Annotated in this window: 14 protein-coding genes; 8 read left to right on the top strand and 6 right to left on the bottom strand. The window is 67.6% G+C overall.

Annotated elements, in window-relative coordinates; translation table 11 throughout:
- Positions 1-17 precede the first annotated feature (17 nt).
- Together RCP80_RS07660 and RCP80_RS07655 are read left to right on the top strand one after the other, a co-directional pair.
- Positions 18-743 carry an Rv1363c family protein gene (locus RCP80_RS07660; protein WP_308481764.1) on the top strand — a complete coding sequence of 242 codons (726 nt, stop codon included), beginning with the start codon at positions 18-20 and terminating at the stop codon, positions 741-743.
- A 74-nt stretch (positions 744-817) separates the two neighbouring features.
- Entirely contained in the window at positions 818-1,441 is a 624-nt protein-coding gene (locus RCP80_RS07655) for an Rv1363c family protein (RefSeq protein ID WP_373693510.1), read from the top strand.
- 6 nt (positions 1,442-1,447) lie between these two features.
- Here the strand turns inward: RCP80_RS07655 and RCP80_RS07650 are convergent, their stop codons facing one another.
- The 4 genes from RCP80_RS07650 to RCP80_RS07635 are packed head-to-tail and all read right to left on the bottom strand — an operon-like array spanning position 1,448 to position 4,991.
- Positions 1,448-1,621 carry a (2Fe-2S)-binding protein gene (locus tag RCP80_RS07650; RefSeq protein ID WP_308481762.1) on the bottom strand — a complete coding sequence of 58 codons (174 nt, stop codon included), beginning with the start codon at positions 1,619-1,621 and terminating at the stop codon, positions 1,448-1,450.
- 16 nt (positions 1,622-1,637) lie between these two features.
- Entirely contained in the window at positions 1,638-2,243 is a 606-nt protein-coding gene (locus RCP80_RS07645) for a fatty-acid--CoA ligase (protein WP_373693509.1), read from the bottom strand.
- A gap of 26 nt (positions 2,244-2,269) precedes the next feature.
- Positions 2,270-3,748 carry a FadD3 family acyl-CoA ligase gene (locus tag RCP80_RS07640; protein ID WP_308481760.1) on the bottom strand — a complete coding sequence of 493 codons (1,479 nt, stop codon included), beginning with the start codon at positions 3,746-3,748 and terminating at the stop codon, positions 2,270-2,272.
- 52 nt (positions 3,749-3,800) lie between these two features.
- Positions 3,801-4,991 carry an amidohydrolase family protein gene (locus tag RCP80_RS07635; protein ID WP_308481759.1) on the bottom strand — a complete coding sequence of 397 codons (1,191 nt, stop codon included), beginning with the start codon at positions 4,989-4,991 and terminating at the stop codon, positions 3,801-3,803.
- A gap of 170 nt (positions 4,992-5,161) precedes the next feature.
- Between RCP80_RS07635 and RCP80_RS07630 the strand changes: the two genes are divergently transcribed.
- On the top strand, positions 5,162-5,878 hold the full coding sequence (locus RCP80_RS07630; protein WP_308482742.1) for an enoyl-CoA hydratase/isomerase family protein: 717 nt from the start codon (positions 5,162-5,164) through the stop codon (positions 5,876-5,878).
- Here the strand turns inward: RCP80_RS07630 and RCP80_RS07625 are convergent.
- Positions 5,875-6,534: a TetR/AcrR family transcriptional regulator gene (locus tag RCP80_RS07625; RefSeq protein ID WP_308481758.1), complete on the bottom strand. Its 660-nt coding sequence runs from the start codon at positions 6,532-6,534 to the stop codon at positions 5,875-5,877. The genes RCP80_RS07630 and RCP80_RS07625 overlap by 4 nt on opposite strands.
- A 142-nt stretch (positions 6,535-6,676) precedes the next feature.
- On the opposite strand from RCP80_RS07625, the gene RCP80_RS07620 reads away from it, so the two are divergent.
- The 5 genes from RCP80_RS07620 (at position 6,677) to RCP80_RS07600 (ending at position 12,272) form a co-directional block, all read left to right on the top strand.
- On the top strand, positions 6,677-8,002 hold the full coding sequence (locus tag RCP80_RS07620; RefSeq protein WP_373693466.1) for a cytochrome P450: 1,326 nt from the start codon (positions 6,677-6,679) through the stop codon (positions 8,000-8,002).
- Between the two features lie 27 nt (positions 8,003-8,029).
- On the top strand, positions 8,030-9,214 hold the full coding sequence (locus tag RCP80_RS07615) for a cytochrome P450 (RefSeq protein ID WP_308481757.1): 1,185 nt from the start codon (positions 8,030-8,032) through the stop codon (positions 9,212-9,214).
- 39 nt (positions 9,215-9,253) lie between these two features.
- Complete coding sequence (locus tag RCP80_RS07610) at positions 9,254-10,093, top strand: mycofactocin-coupled SDR family oxidoreductase (protein WP_308481756.1); 840 nt, start codon at positions 9,254-9,256, stop codon at positions 10,091-10,093.
- A 77-nt stretch (positions 10,094-10,170) separates the two neighbouring features.
- Positions 10,171-11,439 carry a hypothetical protein gene (locus RCP80_RS07605; protein WP_308481755.1) on the top strand — a complete coding sequence of 423 codons (1,269 nt, stop codon included), beginning with the start codon at positions 10,171-10,173 and terminating at the stop codon, positions 11,437-11,439.
- A gap of 20 nt (positions 11,440-11,459) precedes the next feature.
- Positions 11,460-12,272 carry an SDR family NAD(P)-dependent oxidoreductase gene (locus RCP80_RS07600; RefSeq protein ID WP_308481754.1) on the top strand — a complete coding sequence of 271 codons (813 nt, stop codon included), beginning with the start codon at positions 11,460-11,462 and terminating at the stop codon, positions 12,270-12,272.
- Positions 12,273-12,384: 112 nt separating this feature from the next.
- On the opposite strand, the gene RCP80_RS07595 is transcribed toward RCP80_RS07600, so the two are convergent.
- Complete coding sequence (locus RCP80_RS07595; RefSeq protein WP_308481753.1) at positions 12,385-14,793, bottom strand: CaiB/BaiF CoA transferase family protein; 2,409 nt, start codon at positions 14,791-14,793, stop codon at positions 12,385-12,387.
- Positions 14,794-14,797: the final 4 nt, after the last annotated feature.

Raw genomic sequence — 14,797 nt, 5'->3', positions numbered from 1 at the left:
TCGATATCAGGAGAGTGATGGCATCCAGTTCGACCAACGACGATCGGGAAGCGGCGCTGTCGCTCGCCGAGCAGGCCGAGGCCGAAGCCGAAGCCGCGGAGGCTGAAGCCGCCACCGCGCGCGCCCGGGCCGCCGAGTTGCGCGCTGACCGCACCGCCGAGCCCGAGCCGGTACCCGAGACCGACGGAACCGACACCGAGACGGCCGAGGACTTCGACGCCGCCGAAACCGCCCCCGCGGGCAAGCGTGGGAGCTGGATTCCGGCCTGGCCCGTCTTGGCCGTCGCCGCCGCCATTGTCGCGATCGTCGGACTGCTGTCGACCTGCGGTTACATGCTGTGGTCGAGCCAACACGAGACCGCGCAGCGTTCGGCCGACGCCGAGTACGCGGCCGCCGCGCGACAGGGCGTGATCAACCTGATGTCGCTCGACTTCAACCAGGGCGAGGCCGACCTGCAGCGGTTGATCGACAGCACCACCGGCGAGTTCCGCGCCGACTTCGAGGCCAGCAAGGACGACTTCATCACGGTGATGAACGAATCGCAGGTCGTCACCGCGGCCGACGTGCGGGCCACCGCGGTCGAGAAGAAGTCCGACGACTCCGCCACGGTATTGGTGGCCGCAACCTCGCAGGTCACCAATTCCGCTGGAGCACAACAGCAACCACGCGCCTGGCGACTCAGTATCGATGTCGAACGCGACAACGGCCAGGTCAAGATGTCGAAAGTTGAGTTCGTACCGTGAGCGCTGACGAGAAATCGCCGACCACCGAGCACACCGAAGACACCGAGGTCGCCGAGGGTGCCGAGGGCGACAGGGTGGAGCAGTCGGAGACCGCGGACGGCACCACCCCGGCACCTACCGGCGAGGACGCCGCGGTCACCGAGGATGCCGGGGACACCGAGGCCACCGAGGACGCCACCCCGGCGGAACCATCGGCCACCTCGCCGCGGCGCAACGCAACGGTGCTGATCGTCGCGACGCTGGCGGTCCTGCTGGTGGCATCGGCGGCGGCCACCGCGTGGCTGTACTTCACCCAGTACCGGCCCGATCAGCTCACCGGAGCCACGGCCCAGGCCGAGGTGCTCGAGGCCGCCAAGACCGGCACCCTGGCCGCGCTGACGTACTCGCCGGACGACCTCGACGGGGACCTGGCCACCGCGAAGTCGCACATGACCGGCGACTTCCTGTCGTACTACACGACCTTCACCGACGATGTGGTGCGTAAGGCGGTCGAGGAGAAGAAGGTCACGACCAACGCCGAGGTGGTGCGCGCCGCGGTCTCGGAGATGAACCCGGACAGCGCCAAGGTTCTGCTGTTCGTCAATCAGACCACGGTCAGCGCCGACCGGCCGGATCCGTCGATGGCCGCCAGCAGTGTGCTGGTGACCATGACCAAGGTCGACGGCGACTGGCTGATCTCGGCCTTCGATCCGGTCTGACGCCGGCTACTCCGCCGGTTCGGCCGCCGCGTCGATGACCGCGCGGACCGAGCGCCGGCAGCGCGCGCATTCCGAACCGGCGCCGCAGGCCTCGGCCACCGCATTGGCGGTGCGCGCTCCGGCCGCGACCACCTCGGCGACGGTGCTACTGGTTATGCCAAGGCACAGGCAGACATACATGAGGTTCCGAGACCCATCAGCTGGGCTCGTCGATGCGGATCATGCGGAGAAACTCGCCGATGAACAACGGCGGGTACACGCCGGTTCCGGTGTCTGACATCCAGTCGGCCGACGCGTCGTGTCGGCGAATCCAGCGTCGGGCGTTGACCTCGGTGTCGATCTCCTGCAGCACCATCACCTCGCGGGAGTCGTCGAACGCCTGGAACACCCACACCTTGCGGACCCCGGCGGCCTTGAAAGTCGGCTTGGCCGAGTGTAATTCGCTGACCAGCCAGGCGGCGTCGTCGACCGCGACGATGGCGGACACCAGCACGCCGGGCGGGTCGTCCAGGGTGGCCTCGGTGAGTTCGTAGCGGTCGATGATCTCCCCGGCGAACACGGCCGGGATGTCGTCGACCCCGACCGCGTCGAACCAGTCGAAGAACACCCGCGAGCGCAACAGGTCGACCACCGGTTCGCGGCTGCGCACCCCGATCATCACCAGCACCCGGCCGGGCTCCCGCAGCGACCGATACACCAGGACGTGGTGAGCACCCATCTGCGCCAGGGCGTCCCGACGCCGCTCCAGCAGGCCGGCCACTTGCGAGGGGTCGGGGATCCGGTAGTCCGAGGCGATCACCATCGAATGCCGATACACCTCGGCGAGATTCACCGCAGTTGGTCCTTCATCACTTTGCCGCTGGCGTTCAGCGGCAGGGCGTCGACGAACGCCACCGCCCTCGGCACCTTGTAACCGGCCATCCGCTGCTTGCTCCAAGAAATCAGATCGGCCTCCGACAACGCGGACCCCGCGCCCTTGCGGACGACGAACGCCTTGCCGACCTGCCCCATCCGCTCATCGGGGACGCCGATCACGGCCGCCTGCGCAACACCGGGATGCTCGAGCAGAAAGTCCTCGATCTCGGCCGGATAGGCGTTGAACCCGCCGACGATGAACATGTCCTTCTTGCGGCCGATGATCCGCAGCCGGCCACCCGCGGTGAATTCGCCGAGGTCGCCGGTGTGCAGCCAACCGTCGGCGTCGATCGCCTCGGCGGTGGCCTCGGGATCGTCGAGGTAGCCCTGCATCACGCTGTAGCCGCGGACCAACACCTCCCCATCTTCGGCGATGCGCACCTCGATTCCGTCGCACGGCACGCCGACAGTGGTGGCAATGTCTTCGAAGGAGTCGCCGGGCCGCGACAACGTGGCCGTGCCGCATTCGGTCAGGCCATAGCCGGTGGCCACCGTCTCGAACGGCAACTCCTCGTGCACCCGCCGGATCAACTCGACGGGAATGTCGGCCGACCCGGTCACCCCGGCGCGCAGCGTCGCCAGCTTGGTCTTGTCCTGGACCGCCAACAGCGAGTGGTACAGCGTCGGCGGTCCGGGCAGCATCGTGATGCGTTCGCGCTGAACCAGACTCACCACGTCGTCAACGTCGAACACGGGCACCGGGAACGCGGCCGCGCCCCGGATCATCGCGGCGATCGCGCCGGCCTTGTAGCCGAACGTGTGGAAGAACGGGTTCACGATCAGGTAGCGGTCACCCGGACGCAGATCGGCCAGATCGCACCACTCGGCGTAGAGCCGCAGCGTCTGCCGGTGATTCATCATCACGCCCTTCGGGCGCCCGGTGGTGCCCGAGGTGTAGATGACATCGGCGGTGTCGTCGCCGGAGATCCAATCGGGGCCGGGCGCCTCGAAAGGTGCGGCACTGCTCAGGAAGTCCGATTTGAGGTCGATGACCCGCACTCCGGCGGGAGCGGCGAAATCCATGCCCAGGAAGCCCGGCTGGATCAGGACGGCCTTGGCACCGCTGCGGGTGATCACGTCGGCGGCCTCGTCGGCCTTGAAACGCGTGTTGACCGGGACCAGCACCCCGCCGGCGGTCAGCAGCCCGAACGCCGCGATCATCCACTCGGCCGAATTCGGCGCCCAGATGGCGACCCGGTCACCCTTGGCGATGCCCAGCGCGTGGAAGGCGCCGGCGGCCCGACGCACCCGATCGACCACGTCGCTGAACGTCAACCGCAATGCGCCGTCGACGAGCGCCTCGGCATCGCCGAAGCGCTCGCCGGCGCTGAGAACCATCTCGGGGATGGTCTGCCAGGGCAGGTCGGCACGGGGACGACTGTGCGGGTTCATCCGTGCCGCACCGGCGCCGCGGATGACCCCGCACAGTCAGAGTCTCGGTACGTCACACCGTGACGAGGCGTCCGAGGTTGCCGCCCATGATCTTGGCCTGATCCTCGACCGAGAGGTGCTCGAGCGCGGTCACATAGTGCGTCGGCTCAGCCAGGCCTTCCGGGTGCGGCCAGTCGGATCCGTAGAGGACCTGGTCCACGCCGATCAGGTTGATCAGGTCGTCGATGCCCTCCTCGTAGAACGGGCTGACGTAGATGCGGTTCTTGATCTCCTCGATCGGATTGCCCAAGAACGCTTCCGGCGCCTTCTTGTACACCTCGGCCATGGAGTCCAGCAGCGGGAACATCCACTTGGAGCCCGCCTCGACGATGCCGACCTTCAGCTTCGGGTGGCGGAACAGCGCGCCGTGGATGACCCAGGACGCCACCGCGTCCTGGATGGGGCGCCACTCGTTGAGGATCGACATCGCGTTGGTCTGGAACGGCAGCATCTCCTGCGCGCCGCCGTCCCACTCGGAGGTGTAGCGGGAGTAGCCGCTGTCCGAGGAGTGCATGCCGACGAACACGTCGTACTCGACGCAACGCTCCCAGAACGGGTCGAACTCCGGCAGCGCGAACGAACGCGGGCCGCGGAAACCGGGCACCGGAGCGGGCCGGATCAGGATGGCGCGGGCGCCGCGCTTGACCGCCCATTCCAGCTCCTCGATCGCCTTCTCGACGATCGGCAGGGTGATGACCGGCGTGGTGAAGATGCGGTTCTTGTAGTTGAAGCCCCACACCTCGTCGAGCCACTGGTTCAGCGAGTGGATGAGGACGTGGATCGCGACCGGATCGTCGGACAACCGCTCCTCGATCAGGCTGGCCAGCGTCGGGAACATCAGCGAACGGTCGATGCCCAGCTCGTCCATGACCTTCAGGCGGGGCTCGGGCTCGAAGAACGCCGGGATGGCCTTCATCGGCTCGCCGAACAGTTCGCGCTTGCTCTTGCCGTCGGGGTTACCGAACTTGAAGTATTCCTCCCAGGCGCCCGGCTTGGCGACCACCGAGAATGTGGGGTTGGGGATGTAGTTGCTGATCTGACCGCGGATCGCGATCTTGGTGCGCCCGTTGACCTCGACGTACTGGACGATGTCCTTGTACTCCTTGGGCAGGTACTTGGTCAGCGCCTCGGGCGGCTCATAGAGGTGGTTGTCCGCGTCGAACAGCGGAAACGGAATCTCGACCCTATGCGAAAGTTGTCCCATGGAATCCTCCTTTGCAGTTGCTGAGAATCATATTCTCACAACTCCGTGCGTGCAATGACACGGGCTGACCGCCCGCGCCCCAACGGACCGCCGACCTGGCGATCCGGCGATTGCCCCGATGCTATTCTCAATTTTGGAGAATGCCAATATCAGAATGGGAGAACGCGCTGATGGTCGACCTTGAACTGGACGACGGCCTGGCAGTGATCACCATCGATCGCCCGCAGGCCCGTAACGCGATTGCGCCCGAGACCATGGACCAACTCGACAGCGCGCTCGATGCGGCCGCCGGCGCGCTGACGCTGGTGATCCGCGGCGCCGGCGACCGCGCGTTCGTCTCCGGCGGTGACCTCAAAGAGTTGGCCAAGCTGCGCACCGAGGAGCAGGCCGCCTCGATGGCGCGCCGGATGCGTGGGGTCTGCGACCGCATCGCGGCATTCCCCGCCCCGGTGATCGCCGCGCTCAACGGGCACGCGCTCGGTGGCGGCGCCGAGGTGGCCGTGGCCGCCGACATCCGGATTGCCGCTGACGACATCCGGATCGGCTTCAATCAGGTTTCGTTGGCGATCATGCCCGCCTGGGGCGGTGCCGAGCGACTGGCGGCCCTGGTGGGCCGCAGCCAGGCGCTGCTGCTGGCCGGCAGCGGAACCGTGCTGGCCGCCGCCGAGGCGCAGCGCGTCGGGTTAATCGAACGGGTGCTCCCGCGAGCGAGCTTCGACGAGGGCTGGCGCGCGGTGGCCAAATCGCTGACGAACCGTCCGGCGGGCGAGATCAAGCGGGTCCTCGGCGGCGTCCCACCTGAGGAGGCCATCGCGGCCTTTGCGCGGCTATGGGTGGCCGACGAACACTGGGCGGCCGCTGACCGGGTGATGAGCAAGAGCCCCTAGGTTTTTGGGTCTGTCGCCGCGTCCGGGTCGTCGAGCGGGCGCCGCCAGTTGTCGTCGAGCATGCGCTCCCCCTCGAGGAAGGTCAGCCAGCGCTCGGCGAAACTCTGGGTCTCCTCGTGCCCGACGGTCATACCCAGGAGCTCCTCCTGCACCAGCACCTGCGTCGCACCCGTCATCAACACCATCAGCACGGTGGGACTGAATTCCTCGAACGGCACGTCGTAGCGCGCCATCGCGGCCGTGAACGTCCTGATCTGTTCGCGCCGGAACATCTCCGCGAAGCGCGCGATCTCGGTGCGCAGCGCCTTGCGGTGGTTGGCCAGCGCGATGAACTCCATCGTCATGCCGGTGCCGGCCGGGTCGGTGTTCAGCTCCCACAGCGCCCACAACGGTTGCGGGGAGTTCAGCGCCAGCTGGTGGAAGTGCTGCATCTGCGCGGCACGGCGGCCGAACAACGCGAGGAACAGCTCGTCCATGGTCCGGAAGTAGTAGTGCACCAGCTGTGGCTTCAGGCCCGCCTTGTCCGCCACCCGCCGAGAGGTCACCGCCGCATAGCCCTCGTCACGCATCAACTCCTCGGCCGCGTCGAGGAGCACGACCCGATTCTTTGCATCGGGTGCACCCAATCGGCGCGACGTACCGGCGGGCGATGCCATCGGCGGTGTCCTTCCTGTTCCCATCGTTCGGGTGTGCTTTTCCGCACGTCGGCCATGGTAGTGCCGGGACGTTTTCTTGACCGTGTGCCAGGCCACATGCTAAGCAAGTGCTCAGCATCTGTCAGCCCCTTGCAGGAGGTTCGTGTTGTCCCAGTCCGGTACCGCGGCAGATTTCGACAATCTCGACTACTTCACGGACCCCTCCCTGGTCCCTGATCCGTACCCCTACTACGACCATCAGCGGTCGAAGTGCCCCGTGCTGCCGACGTCGAACTACGGCGTGGTCGCGGTGACCGGTCACGAGGAAGCCTCGGTCGTCTACAAGGACGCCGAGCTGTACTCGTCCTGCATCGCCGTGGGCGGCCCGTTCCCGCCGTTGCCCTTCACGCCCGAGGGCAGCGACATCAGCGAGCAGATCGAGGCGCATCGCGCCGAGTTGCCGATGAGCGACCACATGGTCACCATGGATCCCCCGCAGCACTCGCGGGCGCGTTCCCTGCTCAACCGCCTCCTGACGCCCAAGCGGCTCAAGGAGAACGAGGAGTTCATGTGGCGGCTCGCCGACCAGCAACTCGACGAGATCATCGGTGACCAGACCGGGACGGTGAAGTGCGAGTTCCTCGCCGAGTACGCCAAGCCGTTCTCGCTGTTGGTCATCGCCGACCTGCTCGGGGTGCCCGAGGAGGACCACGACGAGTTCCGCGAGATGCTGGGTGCACCGCGGCCCGGCGCCAACGTCGGCTCCCTGGAAGGCGAGGTGCTCGACCACAACCCGCTGCAGTGGCTCGAGGACAAGTTCTGCGCTTACCTCGAGGAGCGTCGCGCCGCACCGCAGGACGACATTCTCACCGGGTTGGCCACCGCGAAGTACCCCGAGGGTGACACCCCGGAGATCATCGACGTGGTCAAGAGCGCGACGTTCCTGTTCGCCGCCGGTCAGGAGACCACCACCAAGCTGCTCAGCGCCGCTATGCGGTTGATGACGGAGCGGCCCGACATCGTCGAGCGCCTGCGTAAGGACCGCAGCCGAATCCCGAACTTCGTCGAGGAGATGCTGCGGATGGAAAGCCCGGTCAAGTCGGCCTTCCGTCTGGTCAAGAAGGACACCACGCTCGGCGATGTGGAACTGTCCGCCGGCACCGTGGTGATGGTCAACCCGGGCGCCATCAACCGCGACCCGCGCCGGTTCGACGACCCGCACGAGTTCAACTTCGACCGTCCGAATGTGCGTGAGCACCTGGCGTTCGGCCGCGGCGCCCACTCCTGCCCGGGCGGGCCGCTGGCGCGCGTCGAGGGGCGGGTGTCGATCGAACGCCTGCTGGACCGGATGGCCGATCTGCGCCTCGATGAGGACAAGCACGGCCCCGAAGGCGATCGGCGGTTCAACTACGAGCCCACGTTCATCCTGCGCGGGCTGACCGAGATCAACATCGAGTTCACGCCCAGTCGGCCGCCCGCATCCGCCTAGCTTCCACCCCCAGCAGAGAGACACTTCGTGACCACCACCACGGCCGAAACGGCAGAGGTCTACTACGACCCCTACGACCTGGAGCTGAACAAGGATCCGTACCCGATGTTCGCGCGGATCCGGGACGAGGCGCCGCTCTACTACAACGCCACCCACGACTTCTACGCATTGAGCCGGTATGACGACGTCAACCGCGGTCTGATCGACTGGGAGACGTTCAGCTCGGCGCGCGGGGCGATCATGGAGATCATCAAGTCCGGAATGGAAATTCCTTCCGGCACACTGATCTTCGAGGACCCGCCGATTCACAACATCCACCGCAACCTGCTGTCGCGAATGTTCACCCCGCGCAAGGTACTCGCCCTGGAACCCCGGATCCGCGAGTTCACCGCACGCTGCCTGGATCCGGTGCTGGGCACCGGACGCTTCGACTTCGTCGAGGACCTCGGCGAGCAGATGCCGATGCGGGTGATCGGCATGCTGCTCGGCATTCCCGAGGAGCACCAGCGCCACATCACCGATCACGGCGAGGCCACTCTGCAGAAGGAGAAGGTCGACGCGCTGGCCACCGGAGAGGTGTTCGCGGAATTCATCGACTACCGGCTGAAGAACCCGTCCGACGACATCATGACCGAACTGCTCAACGCGGAGTTCGAGGACGAGACCGGCACGTTGCGCAAGCTCGGTCGCGAGGAGCTGCTGCTCTACCTGACGGTGATCGCCACCGCGGGTGCCGAAACCACGACCCGGTTGATCGGTTGGGCGGGCAAGCTGCTCGCCGAGCACCCGGATCAGCGCGCCGAGCTGGCCGCCGACCCGACCCTGATCCCGGGGGCGGTCGAGGAGATCCTCCGGATGGAGCCGCCGGCACTGCAGGTGGCCCGCTACGTCACCCGCGATGTCGAGTACTACGGCCAGGTGGTTCCGGAAGGCAATGTGATGATGTTCCTGTTGGCGGCGGCCAACCGGGATCACAACCGGTGGCCCAACGGCGACAGCTTCGACATCCACCGAGAAACCAAGCAGCACCTCACCTTTGGCGCCGGCACCCACTTCTGCATGGGTAATGCGCTGGCCCGGTTGGAGGGCAAAATCGCGCTCGAGGAAATCCTCAAGCGCTTCCCCGAATGGGAGGTCGACTACGCCGGCGCCACAATGTCGCCCACCACGGCGGTGCGCGGCTGGGCCAGCATGCCCACCACCATCGCCTGATCACCCACCCGTACCCAAACCACATAACCAAGGAGAACCATGGCAGGACGCGTAGCAGACAAGGTCGCATTCATCACCGGTGCGGCCCGCGGTCAGGGCCGCGCACATGCGGTGCGGTTGGCCGAAGAGGGCGCCGACATCATCGCCGTCGACATCTGCAAGAAGATCGACACCGTCGACATGATCGCGGAATCCACCCCGGAGGACCTCGCCGAGACCGCCGACCTGGTCAAGAATCTCGGCCGACGCATCGTCACCGCAGAGGTCGACGTGCGCGACTACGAGGCGCTCAAGTCCGCCGTCGACAGCGGCGTCGAGCAGTTGGGCCGGCTCGACATCATCGTCGCCAACGCCGGCATCGGCAACGGCGGTCAGACGCTGGACAAGACCAGCGAGACCGACTGGACGGCGATGATCGACATCAACCTCGGTGGCGTGTGGAAGACCGTGAAAGCCGGTGTGCCGCACATTCTCGAAGGCGGTCGCGGCGGCTCGATCATCCTGACCAGCTCGGTCGGTGGCCTCAAGGCCTACCCGCACACCGGCCATTACGTCGCCGCCAAGCACGGCGTCGTCGGCCTGATGCGCACCTTCGCCGTCGAACTGGGGGCCCAGAACGTCCGGGTCAACTCGGTGCACCCGACGAATGTGAACACCCCGCTGTTCATGAACGAGCCCACCATGCGGCTGTTCCGTCCGGACCTGGAGAACCCGGGCCCCGACGACATGAAGGTCGTTGGCCAGCTCATGCACACGCTGCCGATCGGCTGGGTCGAGCCCGAGGACATCGCCAACGCGGTGCTGTTCCTGGCCTCCGACGAGGCCCGCTTCATCACCGGCGTCACGCTGCCGGTCGACGGCGGCAGCTGCCTGAAGTAACGCCATCACGACAGCGAGCCGGGGGTACGGGAGGTACTCCCGCCTCGGCTGTCCGCAGCGCTGGAAAGGACCGCGCGGTGGACAAGCAGCGCTGGGTGCCCGGAGACGCCTTCGGGCTGGCGATCCCCGCCGACGCCGGGGCGTTGAAGTCCGCTGGTGTTGCCCTCTTGGACAGCGCCTTTCACCGATTCGGTGCGCTGAGTCCAGACAATCACGTCACCGCGATCACGCAGTTCGAGGAATGTCCCGGCGGCAGCACCGGCCGCAAGCTGCTGCTGTCGCTGCGCTATGCGCGGCCCGAGGCGCAGCTACCGGAGGACCTGTTCGTCAAGTTCTCCCGGGACTTCGACGACCCCCGGCGCGACCGCGGCCGCACCCAGATGGCGCGCGAGGTGCGCTTCGCCGTCCTCACCCGCGGCGACTTCCCGATCCCGGTCCCCACCGCGGCCTTCGCCGACTATCACGAGGCCTCCGGCACCGGAGTGCTGATCACCGAACGCATTCCGTACGGCATCGCACCGGTGGAACCGCACTACGACAAGTGCCTGGACTACCGATTGCCCGACCCGTTGGCCCACTACGAGGCACTGCTGTCCACTGTCGCGCGACTGGCCGGGGCGCAGCGGGCCGGCCGACTGGCGCCGGGCTTCGCCGCCGGGTTCGAATTCGATCCCGATCTGGTCACCGTGGGGAAGCCACCGGTGTACTCCCCCGATCAACTACGGGATCGGGTCGCGAACTACGGCGCGTTCGCCGCCGCACACCCGGCCCTGCTCCCCGCGCGCCTGCGCTCGACGGCATTCGTCGACCGCATGCAGCGCGAGGTCACCGGGATCGCGGCCGCCGCGGACGCGGTGCAAAAAGACTTGAACTCGACGAAGGACTATGTGGCCCTGTGCCATTGGAACGCCAACGTCGACAACGCCTGGTTCTGGCGCACGGCCGGCCGGCTGCACTGCGGCCTGCTGGACTGGGGGTGCGTCAGCCAGATGAACGTCGCGATGGCGTTGTGGGGCGCGCTGTGCAGCGCGGAGACCTCGATGTGGGAAGCTCACCTCGAGCACCTGTTGGCGCACTTCGCGACCGAATTCGAGGCGGCGGGCGGACCCCGGCTGGACCCCGCCGAGATCCGGCGCCAGTTGACCGCCTACGCCCTGGTGATGGGGGTGACCTGGCTGCTGGACGCGCCGGCCTACCTCCGCACGCTGGTACCCGAGTTGGCGGTCGTCGCCGACCGTGATGACCCCCGGATCGCCGACAACGAGGCCGCCCGCAGCCAACTGCTGATGCTGACCAACTTCCTGCACCTCTGGCAGAGTCGCGATTTCGCCGAGATCCACCGCTGAGCGTCACTAGCATCTGCGGGATGGACACCTTTGACGGCCGCGGCGCGGTGGTGACCGGCGGCGCCAGCGGCATCGGCTTGGCCACCGCCCGCGAATTCGCATCCCGGGGCGCCAGTGTGGTGCTCGCCGACATCGACCCGCCGAGCCTGAATCTCGCGGTCGAGTCGCTGCGCGCCGACGGGTTCGACGCTCATGGCGTGCAGTGCGATGTCAGCCAACGCGATCAAGTGACCCACCTCGCCGACGAATCCTTCCGGCTGCTCGGCGCCGTCCAAGTGGTGTTCAACAACGCCGGCATCGCCCTCGGCGGGCCGATTTCGGCGATGTCGCACCAGGATTGGCGGACGATGATCGACATCGACCTGTGGGGTCCGATCCACGGCGTCGAGGTGTTCCTGCCGCGGCTGATCGAACAGGGCCAGGGCGGGCACGTGCTGTTCACCGCGTCGTTCGCGGGCTTGGTGCCCAATGTCGGTCTCGGGCCGTATTGCGTGGCCAAGTACGGCGTCGTCGCGCTGGCCGAGGTGCTCTCGCGCGAGGTCAAGGACGACGGCATCGGCGTCTCGGTGCTGTGCCCGATGATGGTGGCCACCAATCTGTTCGCCACCTCGGCGCGTGCGCTGGACCGCGACAGCGACGAGGTGGCGGACCTCTCGATGACCGGCGAGGGGGTGCTCGACGTCGCCGACGTCGCGCGCCTGACGGCCGAGGCCGTGCTCGCCGACCGGTTGTACGTGCTGCCGCATCAGGAGGCCCGCACCTCGATCCGGCGTCGGTTCGACCGCATCGACGCCACCTTCGACGCGCAGGCCGCGACCGGCTGGGAACACTGAGCGAGTTCCACCGCGAGCGGGCGCATCCCCGGTGATTTGCGCGGTGTGTCGGCCGGGGACACGCACGCTCGGCCGGAGGTTCGCTGCTCGGCGGATCTAGGTCGGCGGAGCGCTAAGTGGACGCCTTCTTGCGGCCGCCCATCGCCGGTTCGGTGCCGATCACGCCGTCGGCCTCGAGGCCGGCGATCTCGTCTGCGGTGAGGCCGAGCTGACCCAGCACCTCGGCGTTGTGCTCGCCGAGCAGCGGGGCCGACGCGCGGTGCAGCGGCTGCCGGGAGAATCGGGCCGGCATCGTGCTGTGCGGCGCGGTGGCGTTGACCGGGTGGTCCACCGCCTCGAAGAAGCCGCGGTGCGCCAGTTGCGGAATCTCGGTCTGCCGGTGCGGCTGCAACACCTTGGCCACGGGAACACCGGCGGGCCAGAGTGTTTCGACGATCTGGTCGGCACTGCGGGTGCGACACCAGTCCGACAAGTGTTCGTCGATGGCGTCGTGCTGCGCGTGCCGTCCCGCCGCGCTCGACAGCTGCGGATCCAACGCCCACTCCGGGGATCCGAGGGCAGCGCGCAGTGCGGCCCACTGCGCGTCGGTGGCCACCGCGATGGCGACCCAGGTGTCGTCGCGGCCGAACTCGTCGATGCCGTCGGCCTGGTAGATGTTCTGCGGCGCGGCCGCCGGTCCACGGTTGCCGGCACGCTGCAACAGCACGCCGTGCGCGCTGTACTCGATCACCTGCTCGGCGGCGATGTTGAGCGCGGCATCGACCATGGCCGCCTCCACCAGCACGCCTTCGCCGGTGCGCCGCCGATGCTCCAACGCCAGCAGCAGCGCGTTGAGCGCGTGGATGCCGGCGTTGGGGTCACCGACCGAATACGGTTCGTACGGGGTGCGATCTGGATACCCGGTGAGCCAGCTCAGGCCCGAGGCGTCCTCGATGATGTAGGCGAACGCCGGGTTGTCGCGCCAGGGGCCGTCGAGTCCGAAGCCCGGCATCCGCACCATGACGACGTCTGGGCGCAACTCCCGGATCTGTTCGAAGTTCAGGCCGATCTGGTCGATGACCCGCGGCGTAAAGTTCTCGACCACGACGTCGCACGTCGCGATCAGCCGACGCAGCAGGTTGCGACCCTGTTCGGTCTGGAAATCCAGGGTCACGCTCTTCTTGTTGGTGTTCAGGCCGGAGAAGATCGGCGACTGCTCCCACCATTGCGGTTCGGTGGCCGGGATCCCGGCGATCAGCCGGGTGCCGTCGGGACGCGGCGTCGATTCCAGATGGATCACGTCCGCGCCCAGCATGGCCAGGATGTGGGTGCACGACGGACCGGCCCAGAACGTGGTCATGTCCAACACCCGCATGCCGGCGAACGGCAACGGATTCGGTTCCGCCGGCGACGGTGCGGTCGTCGACCCCGCGGCGGCCCGATAGTCGGCGGTGTGTTGCCCCAACCGCGGCGCCGCCTCCGGTTCCCGCAGCGCCACACCGTGCAGGCGGTAGGGGTGGGTGGGCTGCACGAAGCCGTCCCGCGGGTTGCGGGTGAAGCTGCCCCGCTCGACGAAATGATCCATCTTCGTGACGTTTTCGCCGTTGCCGACCGGCGCGTTCGGAATGCGGAAGGCCGAGGCGAGATCGCGGATGTCGTCGACCTGTTCGTGCCGCAGCCATTCGAACAGTTCCTCGGCGTGCAGGTTGGCCTGTTCGGTGATGGTCAGCGTGGATTCCTCGTCGATCCATTCCTGGTGCCCGGACATCGAGCACAGGTCCCACCACTGCTGGGCGGTGCCGCACCCGAGGGCCACCAGCCCGTCGGCGGCCTGCGCCACGCCGGGCACCGTCGGCCTGCGTTCGGTGCGCCACGGCCGGCCCAACATCTCGAAATAGGTGACGGGATAGTAGGTCAGCCCCACGATCTGGGCCTCCAGCATCGACACGTCGACCAGCTGGGCACCCCCGCCCACGCGCGCGGCCAGGGTCAACGCAGAGGCGTAGGCACCGGCGAGCCAGTCCCCCACCTGTCCGCCCACGTGTGCGGGCGCGCGGTGCTGCTCACCCCGGCCGATCCCGAGGGCTCCGCCGGACCACGCCTGCAACGTGAACTCCGTTGCCGGCCGGCCGCTCCACGGACCGTCCAGGCCGAACGGCGTGATCGAGGTGACCACGAGGTGCGGGTGGCGGGCCAGTATCGCCGGCGCCGACAACGCCTCGACGCCGGCCAGCCGCGAACCGTCCGAGGTCACCACCGCATCGGCGTTCGCCAGCAGCCCTTCGACGACCGCAAGATCCGCGTCCACCGCGGGGTCGGCGACGACGCTGTGCTTGCCGCCGGCCAGGAAGCTGAACAGCGGTCCCCCGGCCACGGCGTCGACCTGCGCACCCGAGGCCGACCACCTGCGCAGCGGATCACCCTCGGGCGGCTCGACTTTGATGATCCGGGCGCCGCCGTCGGCCAGCAGTTTGGTGCAGTAGCCGCCGGCGATCCCGGACGACAGGTCGACGACGGTGTAGCCGTGAAGTGGTGACTGCACCGGT

The sequence above is a fragment of the Mycolicibacterium sp. MU0053 genome, assembly GCF_963378095.1.
Taxonomy (GTDB): Bacteria; Actinomycetota; Actinomycetes; order Mycobacteriales; family Mycobacteriaceae; genus Mycobacterium; species Mycobacterium burgundiense.
The sequence above is the reverse complement of the archived record's forward strand: the minus strand, read 5'-3'. Positions and strand labels throughout refer to the sequence as shown.